Below are 13,350 nucleotides of genomic sequence, written 5' to 3' on the forward strand. Positions count from 1 at the left end.
GTTTTGCCAGCTCAGGCCTGGTCAGCCGGCCGCGGTGACGGTGACGGCGTCCACCACGAACACCAGCGTCTCGTTGCCCTTGATGCCCTGGTTGCCGCCGGGGCCGTAACCCTTGTCCGGCGGGATGATCAGCAGGCGGCGGCCGCCCTGCTTCATGCCGACGAGACCGTCGTTCCAGCCCTGGATGACCGGGGCCTGGCCGACGGGCTCGACGGGGAAGGGCTGGAAGGGCTGGTGCGCCCAGGAGGAGTCCACCTCCTGCTTGTCCGACCAGGTCACCAGGTCGTAGTAGGTGGCGACGGAGTCGCCCACCTTGACCTGGGCGCCGGTGCCGGGCGTGAGGTCCTTGCTCAGCTGCTGGGTGGGCGGCAGGCAGGTGCTCGGCACGGTGATCGTCGGCTTGGCGCCGAATGCCCCGCCGACCTGGATGTCGTCCGCGGTGCACGGCTTGGTGGGCGCGGTGGAGGTCGGCTGGCTGCCGGCGGTCGACGAGCTGCCGCAGGCGGCCGCCGAGAGCAGGGTGGCGAGAGTCAGGGCCGCGAGGCCGGCTGTGCGCATGGTCAGCGAGCCTAACGGGCCGGCCGCGTTACCTGTTCGTGACCTACTGGTAGGTATCCCCACCCGGCCGATCCGTCCCTGATTACCAGGACGAGGGAGCGGAGGGGGCAATGGTGGGACGCCCGCGGCACGGACCGGGAAGGCCACCGACCGACATGGGTGACGGGGACACCGACAACGGAGACTCGGACAACGGGGACGCCGGCAACGGGGACTCGGGCAATCGCTACGACCAGATCGCCGTCCTGCTCGAAGCCGCCCGCGCCGACCCGCGCGGCGGCATGGACCAGCTGATCGTCGAGCTGACGCCGCTGCTCTGGCACGTGGCCAGGGCCCAGGGGCTCGACGCCGGCAGCTGTGCCGACGTGGTGCAGACCACGTGGCTGAACCTGCTGCGCTCGCTGGCCGACATCCACACCCCGGCCGCGCTGACGGCCTGGCTGGTGACCGCCACCAAGCGCGAGGCGTGGCGGGCCAAGGACGCGCACCGACAGGAGATCGTGGCCAGCGACGAGGCGTTCGCCGACCTGCTGGACGCCACCGACGGGCCGGCCGAGCGGGCCCTGGTCTCCGACCAGCGCCGACGGCTGTGGAAGGCCGTCGACCAGCTGTCCACCCGCTGCCAGCAGCTGCTGCGGGTGGTCGCCTTCACGCCCCGCCCGGACTACGGCCTGGTCGCGACCCGACTGGGCATGCCGCGCGGCAGCATCGGCCCGACCCGCGGACGGTGCCTGGCCAAGTTACGGGAACTGCTGACTTCCGACCCGGAAGGAGAGTGGGGATGACCTCGCTGCGACCGGACGAGCCGATCGACGAGCTGGACGTGCGCATCCTGGCCGCCGTGCGAGACCTGTGGACGGCCGCCGACCCGCCGCCCGCCGACCTGGTGGAGCGGATCCGCTGCGCCGTCGCGCTGCACGGCCTGCGCCTGGGCCCGCCGTCGGTCGCGGTGTGCCGGCAGCGCACCGGCTCCGAGGATGTCGGCCGCATCACCTTCGACAGCGACGCGCTGACCATCAGCCTGTCGGTCGGCGTCAACCGGGACGGCACGGTGCGCATGGACGGCCGGCTGTCCCCGCCCGGCAGCCACGATGTGGAGCTGCGCACCGAGGACCAGCGCCTGAGCACCCGCAGCGACGTGCACGGCCGGTTCACCATCAACGGACTTCGCCACGGCCCGGCCCACCTGGTCGTGAGCGCCACGGACGTGTCATTGACCACGCCGTCCATCACGCTCTGAAGCAAACGAGGCGGGGTAACACTCGATTGATCGCCCTTGACCCACCGATCGCGGGTTCGCGCCGGTGCCTGGACCGCAGGCTCAGCTGGATCGAGTCTTTCCATCGATCGAGCTGAGACAAGGGAAGGCACCGGCTTAAAGGCGAACCCGCCCCGCGCGGAACGCGCGGCAAAAATTCAGAAGGGCAGGCCGATGACCGGCAGGCCGACCACCGCGTCCGCGGCAAGGGCCACGAACACGAGCATCAGATACGTGTTGGAGAGATGGAAGAGCTTCATCGGGTTGCCCTCCTGGCCCCGCCGCACCTCATTGTGCAAACGGTGGGCGAACACCAGGAACCACGCGCCGAACACGACGGCGAACACGCCGTAGATCCAACTGGTCGCGGGCAGCAACAGCAGCGACAGCACGACCATCGCCCAGGAGTAGACGACAATCTGTCGCGAAACCTGTTCCCGAGTTGCCACCACCGGCAGCATGGGCACGTTCACCGCGGCGTAGTCGTCCTTGAACTTCATCGCCAGCGCCCAGAAATGCGGCGGCGTCCAGCAGAAGATGACGCCGAACATGACCAACGGCTGCCAGCCGACCGTGCCGGTCACCGCGGACCAGCCGATCACCACGGGCATGCAGCCGGCCGCGCCGCCCCACACGATGTTCTGCGCGGTGCGCCGCTTGAGCACCATCGTGTAGATCAGGACGTAGAACATGATGGTGACCACGGCCAGCACGGCGGACAGCAGGTTCGTGGTCAGCCACAGGAAGGCGAACGACGCCACGCCCAGCGCCAGCCCGAAGACCAGCGCGTTGCGCACCGGCACGGTGTGCTTGGCCAGCGGCCGGGACCTGGTCCGCTTCATCACCGCGTCGATGTCGGCGTCCCAGACGCAGTTGAGCGCGTTGGCGCTGCCGGCGGCCATGGTGCCGCCGAGCAGGGTGGCGAGCACCAGCCAGACCGACGGAATTCCACGCTGTGCGAGCAACATCGCTGGGATCGTCGTCACCAGCAGCAGTTCGATCACGCGCGGTTTCATCAGGGCGATGTAGGCCCCGAGCACCGCGCGCACGGAGCGACCGGGTGTGGTGGTGGCGTCGACGGCGGCGCTGCCAGGCATTCCCTGTGTGGGGCTCACCGGCGGCATCTCGCTCCTCGAATCGGACAGTTGACAAGAATGGGGACCGGGGGCTCCCCCTCCGATCGCATGAATCGTAACCGCGTGCCGACGCCGCGCTCTTGTGGGGTCGTTGCGAGGTCCGTCACCACTCACTCCGCCATGTTGAGATCACATATTCGGCAGCTCGGGACTAGGCTTGGCCGTGACGAGGCAAGCGTGCGGGATGGGCTGGGCACGGTCGGCTCACGGTATCGATCAAGAGCCGGTCGACCAGCCGTCACGGCCCACCCGCCTGACGTGAAGAGTGGGAGCTCAGGTCCGTGTCCGACACCGACGAAGTCACCCGGCTGACCACCGCCCATCTGCCCCAGGACTGGACCGAGCTGGACAAGCGCGCGGTTGACACGATCCGGGTGCTGGCCGCCGACGCCGTGCAGAAGGCCGGCAACGGCCACCCCGGCACCGCGATGAGCCTGGCCCCGACCGCGTACACCCTGTTCCAGCGGGTCATGAGGCACGACCCGACCGACCCGCACTGGCTGGGCCGGGACCGGTTCGTGCTGTCCGCCGGGCACTCCAGCCTGACCCTGTACCTGCAGCTGTTCCTGGCCGGCTACGGCCTGGAGCTGGACGACATCAAGGCGCTGCGCACCTGGGGCTCCAAGACCCCGGGCCACCCCGAGGTGCACCACACCGCGGGCGTGGAGATCACCACCGGCCCGCTGGGCAGCGGACTGGCGGCCGCGGTCGGCATGGCCATGGCGGCCCGCCGCGAGCGTGGTCTGTTCGACCCGGACGCGGCGGCCGGCCAGAGCCCGTTCGACCACCACGTCTACGTGATCGCCTCCGACGGCGACATCGAGGAGGGCGTCACCTCCGAGGCGTCCTCGCTGGCCGGCACGCAGCAGCTGGGCAACCTGACGCTGATCTACGACGACAACAAGATCTCGATCGAGGACGACACCACGATCGCGCTGTCCGAGGACACCGCGATGCGGTACGAGGCCTACGGCTGGCACGTGCAGGTCGTCGAGAGCGGCGAGAACGTGCAGGGCCTGCTGGACGCGCTGGCGGCGGCCAGGGCCGAAACCGAGCGTCCGTCGATCATCGTGCTGCGCACCATCATCGGCTTCCCCGCGCCGACCAAGATGAACACCGGCAAGGCGCACGGCGCCGCGCTGGGCGAGGACGAGATCGTCGAGATCAAGAAGATCCTCGGCTTCGACCCCGAGGTGAAGTTCCCGATCTCCGACGAGGTGCTGGCCCACACCCGCAAGGCCGTCGAGCGCGGCAACGCGGCCCACGTGGAGTGGCAGAAGTCCTTCGACGTGTGGGCGGCGGCCAACCCGGAGCGCAAGGCGCTGCTGGACCGGCTGACCGCGCGCGAGCTGCCGGCCGGCTGGGCCGAGAAGCTGCCGACCTGGACCCCGGACCCCAAGGGTGTGGCCACCCGCAAGGCGTCCAACGAGATCCTCTCCGCGCTGGGCGAGGTGCTGCCGGAGCTGTGGGGCGGCTCGGCCGACCTGGCCGAGAGCAACCTCACCACGATCAAGGGCGCGGACTCGTTCGGCCCGACCTCCATCTCCACCAAGGAGTGGAGCGCCAATCCGTACGGCCGGACGCTGCACTTCGGCATCCGCGAGCACGCGATGGGCATGATCCTCAACGGCATCGCGCTGCACGGCCCGACCCGCCCGTACGGCGGCACCTTCCTCGTCTTCAGCGACTACATGCGCCCGGCCGTGCGACTGGCCGCGATCATGGGCATCCCGGTCACCTACGTGTGGACGCACGACTCGATCGGCCTCGGCGAGGACGGCCCGACGCACCAGCCGGTGGAGCACTACGCCGCGCTGCGGGCCATCCCGGGCCTGGCCTTCGTCCGTCCCGGTGACGCCAACGAGACCGCCTTCGCGTGGCGGGCCCTGGTGTCCCGGCACGACCACCCGACCGGTCTGGCGCTGAGCCGGCAGAACCTGCCGGTGCTGGAGGGCACGGACGCCGACGGTGTGGCCAAGGGCGGCTACGTGCTGGCCGACGCGTCCGACGGCGAGCCCCAGCTGGTGATCATCGCCACTGGCTCCGAGCTGCAGATCGCGGTCGAGGCCAGGAAGGTCCTCGAGGCCGAGGGCGTTGCCACTCGTGTGGTGTCCATGCCGTGCGTCAAGTGGTTCGACGAGCAGGACCAGTCCTACCGGGACCAGGTGCTGCCGCCGTCCGTGAAGGCGCGGGTGACGGTGGAGGCGGGTATCGCCCAGCCGTGGCACCGGTTCGCCGGCGACAACGGCGAGATCGTCTCGATCGAGCACTTCGGGGCGTCCGCCGACTATCAGACGTTGTTCCGCGAGTTCGGCTTCACGACCGAGCACGTCGTCGAGGCCGCACGCCGCAGCATCGCCAAGGTGGAGGGAAAGTAATCATGAGCGCCAACAACCTGGCCGCGCTCAGCGAGGCCGGCGTGTCGATCTGGCTCGACGACCTGTCGCGGAGCCGGCTGCAGACCGGCAACCTGGTCGGCCTGATCAAGGACAAGCACGTCGTCGGGGTCACCACCAACCCGACGATCTTCGCCAGCGCGCTGTCCCACGGCGAGGCCTACGACGAGCAGGTGCGTGAGCTGGCCGCCCGCGGCGCCGACGTCGACGCGGTGGTGCGCGAGCTGACCACCACCGACGTGCGCAACGCGTGCGACGTGTTCCGGGAGACCTGGCAGGCCTCCGGCGGCAAGGACGGCCGGGTCTCGATCGAGGTCGAGCCAGGTCTGGCCAAGGACACCGAAGGCACCGTCGCGCAGGCGCTCGACCTCTGGAAGACGGTCGACCGCCCCAACCTGATGGTGAAGATCCCGGCCACCGTCGAGGGCCTGCCGGCGATCACCCGCACCCTGGCCGAGGGCGTCAGCGTGAACGTGACGCTGATCTTCTCGGTGCAGCGCTACCTCGACGTCATGGACGCCTACATCGCCGGCATCGAGCAGGCCAAGGCCAACGGCCACGACATCTCCGGCATCCAGTCGGTCGCGTCCTTCTTCGTGTCCCGAGTGGACACCGAGGTGGACAAGCGGCTCAAGGCCATCGGCACCCCGGAGGCGGAGGCGCTGCTCGGCGAGGCCGCGATCGCCAACGCCCGCCTGGCCTACGCCGCCTACGTCGGCGCGTTCAGCACGCCGCGCTGGCAGGAGCTGGCCGCGGCCGGCGCGCACGCGCAGCGTCCGCTGTGGGCCTCGACCGGCGTCAAGGACCCGGCCTACTCCGACACCCGCTACGTCGACGAGCTCGTGGTCGACAACGTGGTGAACACCATGCCGGAGAAGACCCTGGACGCGGTGGCCGACCACGCGCAGCTGCGCGGCGACACGGTGTCCGGCACCGAGGAGCAGGCGCAGGAGCTCTTCGACTCGCTGGAGCAGGCCGGCATCGACATCGACGACGTCTACGACGTGCTCGAGACCGAGGGCGTGGACAAGTTCGTCAAGTCCTGGGCCGAGCTGCTCGAGACCGTGCAGGGCCAGCTCGCCAAGGCGAAGGGCTGAGGGGACGACTGTGGGGATCTCCGTCGACATCGTCCACGATGGACTCGCCGAGAAGGCGCGTCCCCTGGTGGACCAGCTGATCGCCGACAAGGTCGCGTCCGAGCTGGCGGGCCAGGACGCGACGCTGTGGGGGCCGGACGCCCAGCCCGAGGCGTCCATCCGGCTGTCCTGGACCACGCTGCACGACAGCTCGCGGCCGCTGGTCGGTGAGATCGAGGCGCTGTCGGCCGAGCTGGCCGGCGAGGGCATCGACCGCGTCGTGCTGGCCGGCATGGGCGGTTCGTCGCTGGCACCCGAGGTGATCACCGCGACCGCGGGCGTGCCGCTGGTCGTGCTGGACACCACCGACGCCGGCCAGGTGGCCGACGCGCTGGCCGGCGACCTGTCCCGCACGGTCATCGTGGTGTCGTCCAAGTCGGGCGGCACCGTCGAGACCGACAGCCACCGCCGCATCTTCGAGAAGGCCTTCACCGAGGCCGGCATCGACGCGCGCAGCCGCATCGTGGTCGTCACCGACCCGGGCTCGCCGCTGCAGAAGATGGCCGAAGAAGCGGGCTACCGCAAGGTGTTCACCGCCGACCCGCACGTCGGCGGCCGCTACTCGGCGCTGACCGCGTTCGGCCTCGTGCCGGCCGGCCTGGCCGGCGCCGACATCGGCCAGCTGCTCGACGACGCGGCGGCGGCGTTCAAGCTGCTGTCGGTCGACGACGACACCAACCCGGCCCTGTGGCTGGGTGCGGCCTGGGGCGCGGCGCACGCGCAGGGCGCCGAGAAGGTCATCCTGGCCGACACCGGCTCGGGCGTGAAGGGCTTCCCCGACTGGGCGGAGCAGCTGATCGCCGAGTCCACCGGCAAGGAGGGAGTCGGCCTGCTGCCGGTGGCCGTGGAGAACGCGGACGCGCCCGGCTTCGTCACCGCCGGCACGGACGCCACCCCGATCGCCATCGGCCCGGACGTGGACGCCGCGTTCATGAGCACCGCCGGCGAGCTGGGCGGTCTGTTCCTGCTGTGGGAGTTCGCCACCGCGATCGCCGGCCGCCTGATCGGCATCAACCCGTTCGACCAGCCGGACGTCGAGGCGGCCAAGATCGCCGCCCGCGCGTTGCTCGACAAGCCTGTCGGCGGCGAGCCCGAGGCGGCCCCGGCGCTGACCGTCGGCTCGGTCGAGGTGCACCAGAGCGGCGACTGGCTGCCGGCCACGGCGACCACGCTGGCCGATGTTCTGAACGCATTCCTAGCCGCCGCCCCCGATCATGGGTACGTGGCCGTGCAGGCGTACCTGGACCGACTCGACGACGCGTCGGCCGCCGTGCTGCGGCCCGCCGTCGCCCGGGCCAGCCGGCTGCAGACCACGTTCGGCTGGGGCCCGCGGTTCCTGCACTCCACCGGCCAGTACCACAAAGGCGGCCACCAGAACGGCGTGTTCCTGCAGATCACCGGAGCGCCTGCGCAGGACCTCGAGGTTCCGGACCGGCCGTACACGCTGGGCGTGCTCCAGCACGCGCAGGCGCTGGGCGACGGGCAGGTGCTCGCCGAGCACGACCGTCCCGTGCTGCGCCTGCACCTGACCGACCGGGCCGCCGGCCTGGTCGAGCTGACCAAGGCCGTCCAGGAGGTCAAGAGGTGAGCAGCCCTTTGCGCACGTGGCGCAACCCGCTGCGGGACGAGCGCGACAAGCGGCTGCCGCGGATCGCCGGGCCCTGCGGCCTGGTGATCTTCGGGGTGACCGGGGACCTGTCCCGCAAGAAGCTGATGCCGGCCATCTACGACCTGGCCAACCGGGGTCTGCTGCCGCCGGGCTTCGCGCTGACCGGCTTCGCCCGCCGCGACTGGGCCAACGAGGACTTCGGCGAGGTCGTGCACGAGGCGGTCAAGCAGCACGCCCGCACGCCCTACCGGGCCGAGGTCTGGAACCAGCTGTCCGAGGGCATCCGGTTCGTGCAGGGCACGTTCGACGACGACAACGCGTTCGACAACCTGGCCAAGACGGTCCGCGAGCTCGACGAGCAGCGCGGCACGGGCGGCAACCACGCGTTCTACCTGTCGATCCCGCCCAGCGCGTTCCCGGTCGTGACCAAGCAGCTGTCCCGCGCCGGCCTGGCCGACCAGGACGCCGAGCAGTGGCGCCGGGTCGTCATCGAGAAGCCCTTCGGCCACGACCTCAAGTCGGCCAAGGAGCTCAACAACGTCGTCAACGACGTCTTCCCCGAGGACTCGGTGTTCCGCATCGACCACTACCTCGGCAAGGAGACGGTGCAGAACATCCTGGCGCTGCGCTTCGCCAACCAGATGTTCGAGCCGATCTGGAACGCCAACTACGTGGACCACGTGCAGATCACCATGGCCGAGGACATCGGCCTCGGCGGTCGCGCGGGCTACTACGACGGCATTGGCGCGGCCCTCGACGTGATCCAGAACCACCTGCTCCAGCTGATGGCGCTGACCGCGATGGAGGAGCCCGTCTCCTTCCACCCGCGGGCGCTGCGGGCCGAGAAGATCAAGGTCCTCTCGGCGGCGCGGGTTCCCACGCCCTACGACGAGACCACCGCCCGCGGGCAGTACGTCGGCGGGTGGCAGGGCGGCCAGAAGGTGCTGGGTCTGTTGGAGGAAGGCGGTTTCGCCGCCGACTCCAAGACCGAGACCTACGCCGGCATCACGCTGGAGGTCAACACCCGCCGTTGGGCCGGCGTGCCGTTCTACCTGCGGCACGGCAAGCGGCTGGGCCGCAAGGTCACCGAGATCGCGGTGGTCTTCAAGCGCGCCCCGCACCTGCCCTTCGACTCCACGGCCACCGAGGAGCTGGGGCAGAACGCCCTGGTCATCCGGGTCCAGCCGGACGAGGGCATCACCATGCGGTTCGGCTCCAAGGTGCCGGGCAACACCATGGAGGTCCGGGACGTCACCATGGACTTCGGCTACGGCCACGCCTTCACCGAGTCCTCGCCCGAGGCCTACGAGCGGCTCATCCTCGACGTGCTGCTCGGCGAGCCGTCGCTGTTCCCGATGAACGAAGAGGTCGAGCTGTCCTGGGAGATCCTGGACCCGGTGCTCAACCACTGGGCCAAGCAGGGCTCGCCGGAGGGCTACGCCCCCGGCAGCTGGGGCCCGCCCGCGGCCGACCAGATGCTCACCCGCACCGGTCGTCATTGGAGGCGCCCGTGATCATCGACCTGCCGTCCACCACGACCGCACAGGTCAACAGCAAGCTGGTGGAGGTCCGCGAGACCGGCGGGGCGGTGGCCCTCGGCCGCGTGCTCACGCTGGTGATCGTCACCGACGACAGCGCCAAGACCGAGGAGGCCATCCAGGCGGCCAACGAGGCCAGCCGCGAGCACCCGTGCCGGGTGATCGTGCTGGCCCGCGGCGCCCGCAAGGCCGCCGCCCGGCTGGACGCCCAGATCCGCGTCGGCGGCGACGCCGGCGCCAGCGACGTCATCGTGCTGCGGCTCTACGGCCAGCTGGCCGACCAGGCCGCCAGCTGCGTGGTCCCGTTGCTGCTGCCGGACGCGCCGGTGGTGGCGTGGTGGCCGTCGGAGGCCCCGGACGTGCCGTCCGAGGACTCCATCGGCCAGCTGGCCACCCGTCGGATCACCGACTCCGCCGCCGAGAAGAACCCGATCAAGGCGTTGGAGCAGCGGCGCAAGTCCTATTCGGACGGTGACAGCGACCTGGCCTGGACCCGGCTGACCAACTGGCGGGCCCAGCTCGCGGCGGCGCTCGACCTGCCGCCGCACGAGAAGGTCACCGCCGCCAACGTCGTCGGCGAGGCCGACTCGCCGTCGTCGGAGCTGCTGGCCGGCTGGTTCGCCTCGCGGCTGAACGTGCCGGTGGGCCGGGCCAAGGCCACCAGCGGCGAGGGCATCGTCCAGGTGACGCTGCAGCGCCGTTCCGGGGCCGTCGACCTGGTCCGTCCCGACGCCAAGACCGGCACCCTCACCCAGCCGGGCCAGCCCGACCGCCGGATCGCGCTGCAGCGCCGTTCGGTGCGGGACTGCCTGGCCGAGGAGCTGCGCCGGCTGGACCCGGACGAGATCTACAAGGACGCCCTGATGGCCGTCCCCAAGGTCACCAAGGGTCGGGTGGCCGCCCCGGCGGCCGCGAAGCCCGCCGCCAAGGCCAAGGCTCCGGCCAAGCCCAAGGCGGCCGAGCCGGCCGCGGAGGCGCCGGCCGCCGACGCCAAGCCCAAGCGCGCGGCGTCGAAGAAGGCGACCGCCAAGGCCGACTCGTGACCCGTTCGGATGTTGTGGTCCACAGCGGCGGCGGCCTTCTGGCCGCCGCCGCTGCGGCCCGCCTGATCACCGCCCTGGTGGACGCCCAGGCCGCTCGCGGCGTGGCGTCCCTGGTGCTGACCGGCGGCCGCACCGGCAACGCCGTCCTGGAGCACGTGCGGGACAGCCCCGCCCGTGACGCCGTCGACTGGTCCCGGGCCGATTTCTACTGGGGCGACGAGCGTTTCCTGCCGGCCGGCCACGCCGACCGCAACGAGACGCAGAACCGCTTGGCGCTGCTGGACCACATCGCCCTGGACCCGGCTCGGGTGCACGTGATGGAGCCGTCCGACGGCCGTTTCGGGGACGACCCCGACGCGGCCGCCGCCGACTACGCCACGGTCATCGGATCCACCGCTTTCGACGTGCTGCTGCTGGGGGTCGGCGAGGAGGGGCACACCGCCTCCATCTTCCCCGACTCCCCCGCCGTGCACGAGCAGTCGTCGACGGTGGTCGCCGTACGCGACTGCCCCAAGCCCCCGCCGACCCGGGTTTCCCTTACCCTGCCGGCCATCCGCCGCGCCGCCGAGGTGTGGCTGATGACCACCGGTGAGGCCAAGGCCGACCCCGTCGCCCGGGCCCTGGGCGGCGCCACCGAGGTGGAGATCCCCGCCGCCGGCGCCCGTGGTGTCTCGCGCACCTTGTGGCTGCTGGATTCCACCGCCGCGGCGAAGCTCTCCTGATCGTCCGAGAGCGGCCCCTGGCTTCGGCCGGGGGCCGTTTTCCCTTTCCTCCAGCGGTTTTCGCCGCCGACGGCTAGGCTTGCGTCCCATGGAGACCGATCTCGTCCTCGCCGACGGCCGCACCCTGCACGTCTACGACACCGGCTCCGGCACGCCGGTCTTCTGGCATCACGGCACCCCGCAGATCGGCGCCGTGCCCGCTCCTTTGCTTGCGCTGCCGGGGATTCGCTGGCTGTCCTACGACCGCCCCGGCTACGGCGGCTCCACCACCCAGCCCGGTCGGGCCATCGGCTCCGCCGCCGACGACGTGGCCGCTATCGCCAATTCCCTTGGCGTCTCCAGCTTTTCCGTGCTCGGCCACTCCGGCGGTGCCAACCACGCACTGGCCTGCGCGGCATTGCTGCCGGACCGGGTCCCGCGCTGCGTGACGGTCGGCGCCATGGCCCCCTTCGAGCCTTCGGACCTCGACTGGTGGGCTGGCATGGTCGCCCCCGAGGAGCTGCGGGCCTCCGTCGTCGGCCGTGAGGCGCTGACCGCGCAGCTGACCTCCGGCCTGTTCGACGCCAACTCCTTCACCCCGGCCGACCACGCCGCCACCGCCGTCGCCGGCACGTGGGTCGACCTCGGCCGCAACGCCGACCTCGCCACCGCCAAGGGCCTCGACGGCATGATCGACGACGACCTCGCCTACGTGGCCGACTGGGGCTTCAAGGTCGGCGACATCGGTGCCCCCGTGCTGCTTCTGCACGGTGTTCAGGACCGTGTGATCCCCTTTTCCCACGCCGAATGGCTCGCCCGCCACCTGCCTTCGGCCACGCTTCGTCCGTCCTCTTCGGACGGTCACATCTCCGCCCTGGACCGGATTCTCGACGTGGTTGAATTCCTGCATGGCTAAGACCGCCCTGCTGGTCATGGACGTCCAGCGCGCCATCGTGTCGCGCTTCGACTCTGACCCCGCCTACCTGTCCCGGCTGGGCCGGGCCATCGCCCACGCCCGGGCCGGCGACGTCACCGTCGGCTACGTCGCCGTCGGCTTCCGCGCCGGCCACCCCGAGGTCAGCCCGGCCAACCCCACCTTCGGCCCCATGATCGGCACCGACGCCTTCACCGCCGCCGACCCCGGCGCCGAGATCCACCCCTCCGTCGCCCCCGCGCCCGGCGACCCCGTCTTCACCAAGAAGCGCGTCGGCGCCTTCTCCGGCACCGACCTCGACCTCGCTCTGCGCTCCTCCGGCATCACCGACCTCGTGCTCACCGGCATCTCCACCAGCGGCTGCGTCCTGACCACCGTGCGCCAGGCCTTCGACCTCGACTACCGCCTCACCGTCCTGTCCGACGGCTGCCTCGACGCCGACGACGAGGTCCACCGCATCCTCACCACCGCCGTCTTCCCCCGCCAGGCCACCGTCCTCACCGTCGCCGAGTGGTCCTCCGCTTGACCAAGGTCCTCGTCACCGGCATGTCCGGCACCGGCAAGTCCTCCGCGCTGCGCGCCCTCGCCGCGCGGGGACACCGGGCCGTCGACACCGACTCCTCCCGCTGGAGCCGTTGGGAGGACGGCGACTGGATCTGGCGCGAGGACGCCCTCTCCGCCCTCCTCCGCACCACCGGCGCCCTCTTCGTCGCCGGCTGCAAGTCCAACCAGGGCCGCTTCTACCCCCTGTTCGACCACATCGTCCTGCTCAGCGCCCCGGCCGACGTCCTCCTGCCCCGCCTCTCCGCCCGCACCGACAACCCCTACGGCAAGTCCTCCGCCGACCGCGCCGAGATCCTTGCCAACCTCGCCGCCGTCGAGCCCCTGCTCCGCGCCACCTGCACCCTGGAGATCGACGCCACCGCCCCGCTGCACGACGTCGTGCGTCAGCTGGAAGGCCTGATCAACTAAAGTCGACCCGTTGATCAGTGTCCTTTTAGTTGACGTACTACAACATCTTGGTAAAACTGGGCATGATGT

13 protein-coding genes are annotated in these 13,350 nt (G+C 70.8%); 11 read left to right on the top strand and 2 right to left on the bottom strand.

Going from position 1 to position 13,350, the window contains the following annotated elements; all coding sequences use genetic code 11:
- Positions 1 to 21 precede the first annotated feature (21 nt).
- Positions 22 to 558: an FKBP-type peptidyl-prolyl cis-trans isomerase gene (locus KUTG_RS09915; RefSeq protein ID WP_043716472.1), complete on the bottom strand. Its 537-nt coding sequence runs from the start codon at positions 556 to 558 to the stop codon at positions 22 to 24.
- Between the two features lie 155 nt (positions 559 to 713).
- On the opposite strand from KUTG_RS09915, the gene KUTG_RS09920 reads away from it, so the two are divergent.
- Positions 714 to 1,343, top strand: coding sequence for an RNA polymerase sigma factor (locus KUTG_RS09920; protein WP_084579122.1), 630 nt, complete (start codon positions 714 to 716; stop codon positions 1,341 to 1,343).
- Positions 1,340 to 1,798 carry a hypothetical protein gene (locus tag KUTG_RS09925; protein ID WP_043728819.1) on the top strand — a complete coding sequence of 153 codons (459 nt, stop codon included), beginning with the start codon at positions 1,340 to 1,342 and terminating at the stop codon, positions 1,796 to 1,798. The genes KUTG_RS09920 and KUTG_RS09925 overlap by 4 nt, the downstream gene beginning before the upstream one ends.
- A 176-nt stretch (positions 1,799 to 1,974) precedes the next feature.
- Here KUTG_RS09925 and KUTG_RS09930 read toward each other — a convergent pair whose 3' ends face one another.
- A complete protein-coding gene (locus tag KUTG_RS09930) occupies positions 1,975 to 2,913 on the bottom strand; it encodes a heme o synthase (protein ID WP_052394285.1) in 939 nt (312 codons plus the stop codon).
- 320 nt (positions 2,914 to 3,233) lie between these two features.
- Here KUTG_RS09930 and tkt point away from each other — a divergent pair, with 320 nt between their 5' ends.
- The 9 genes from tkt (at position 3,234) to KUTG_RS09975 (ending at position 13,281) form a co-directional block, all read left to right on the top strand.
- Complete coding sequence (gene tkt, locus KUTG_RS09935) at positions 3,234 to 5,330, top strand: transketolase (protein ID WP_043716475.1); 2,097 nt, start codon at positions 3,234 to 3,236, stop codon at positions 5,328 to 5,330.
- A gap of 2 nt (positions 5,331 to 5,332) precedes the next feature.
- Complete coding sequence (tal, locus tag KUTG_RS09940) at positions 5,333 to 6,445, top strand: transaldolase (protein WP_043716477.1); 1,113 nt, start codon at positions 5,333 to 5,335, stop codon at positions 6,443 to 6,445.
- A 16-nt stretch (positions 6,446 to 6,461) separates the two neighbouring features.
- On the top strand, positions 6,462 to 8,072 hold the full coding sequence (locus KUTG_RS09945) for a glucose-6-phosphate isomerase (RefSeq protein WP_198047751.1): 1,611 nt from the start codon (positions 6,462 to 6,464) through the stop codon (positions 8,070 to 8,072).
- The gene (gene zwf, locus KUTG_RS09950; RefSeq protein ID WP_084579124.1) at positions 8,069 to 9,607 is read left to right on the top strand and encodes a glucose-6-phosphate dehydrogenase; all 1,539 of its coding nucleotides are present in this window, start codon (positions 8,069 to 8,071) and stop codon (positions 9,605 to 9,607) included. Before KUTG_RS09945 ends, zwf begins: the two co-directional genes overlap by 4 nt.
- Positions 9,604 to 10,674, top strand: coding sequence for a glucose-6-phosphate dehydrogenase assembly protein OpcA (opcA, locus tag KUTG_RS09955; protein ID WP_052396555.1), 1,071 nt, complete (start codon positions 9,604 to 9,606; stop codon positions 10,672 to 10,674). The genes zwf and opcA overlap by 4 nt, the downstream gene beginning before the upstream one ends.
- Positions 10,671 to 11,396, top strand: a complete 726-nt coding sequence (gene pgl / locus KUTG_RS09960; protein ID WP_043716479.1) for a 6-phosphogluconolactonase — start codon at positions 10,671 to 10,673, stop codon at positions 11,394 to 11,396. The genes opcA and pgl overlap by 4 nt, the downstream gene beginning before the upstream one ends.
- Positions 11,397 to 11,484: 88 nt before the next feature.
- Positions 11,485 to 12,291, top strand: coding sequence for an alpha/beta fold hydrolase (locus KUTG_RS09965; protein WP_043716480.1), 807 nt, complete (start codon positions 11,485 to 11,487; stop codon positions 12,289 to 12,291).
- Positions 12,284 to 12,835 (top strand): cysteine hydrolase family protein, encoded by a 552-nt coding sequence (locus KUTG_RS09970; protein ID WP_043716481.1) that lies wholly within the window; start codon positions 12,284 to 12,286, stop codon positions 12,833 to 12,835. Before KUTG_RS09965 ends, KUTG_RS09970 begins: the two co-directional genes overlap by 8 nt.
- Positions 12,820 to 13,281 (top strand): AAA family ATPase, encoded by a 462-nt coding sequence (locus tag KUTG_RS09975; protein WP_232240738.1) that lies wholly within the window; start codon positions 12,820 to 12,822, stop codon positions 13,279 to 13,281. The genes KUTG_RS09970 and KUTG_RS09975 overlap by 16 nt, the downstream gene beginning before the upstream one ends.
- The last annotated feature ends 69 nt before the right edge of the window (positions 13,282 to 13,350 follow it).

Origin of the sequence: Kutzneria sp. 744 (genome assembly GCF_000568255.1) — a bacterium.
Taxonomy (GTDB): domain Bacteria; phylum Actinomycetota; class Actinomycetes; order Mycobacteriales; family Pseudonocardiaceae; genus Kutzneria.

Excerpts from the sequence above, each read along its gene's own strand:
- KUTG_RS09965 (WP_043716480.1), top strand. The coding sequence starts at position 11,485 with ATGGAGACCGATCTCGTCCTCGCCGACGGCCGCACCCTGCACGTCTAC.
- tal (WP_043716477.1), top strand. The coding sequence starts at position 5,333 with ATGAGCGCCAACAACCTGGCCGCGCTCAGCGAGGCCGGCGTGTCGATC.
- KUTG_RS09970 (WP_043716481.1), top strand. The coding sequence starts at position 12,284 with ATGGCTAAGACCGCCCTGCTGGTCATGGACGTCCAGCGCGCCATCGTG.
- KUTG_RS09920 (WP_084579122.1), top strand. The coding sequence starts at position 714 with ATGGGTGACGGGGACACCGACAACGGAGACTCGGACAACGGGGACGCC.
- KUTG_RS09925 (WP_043728819.1), top strand. The coding sequence starts at position 1,340 with ATGACCTCGCTGCGACCGGACGAGCCGATCGACGAGCTGGACGTGCGC.
- KUTG_RS09930 (WP_052394285.1), bottom strand. The coding sequence starts at position 2,913 with ATGCCTGGCAGCGCCGCCGTCGACGCCACCACCACACCCGGTCGCTCC.
- KUTG_RS09915 (WP_043716472.1), bottom strand. The coding sequence starts at position 558 with ATGCGCACAGCCGGCCTCGCGGCCCTGACTCTCGCCACCCTGCTCTCG.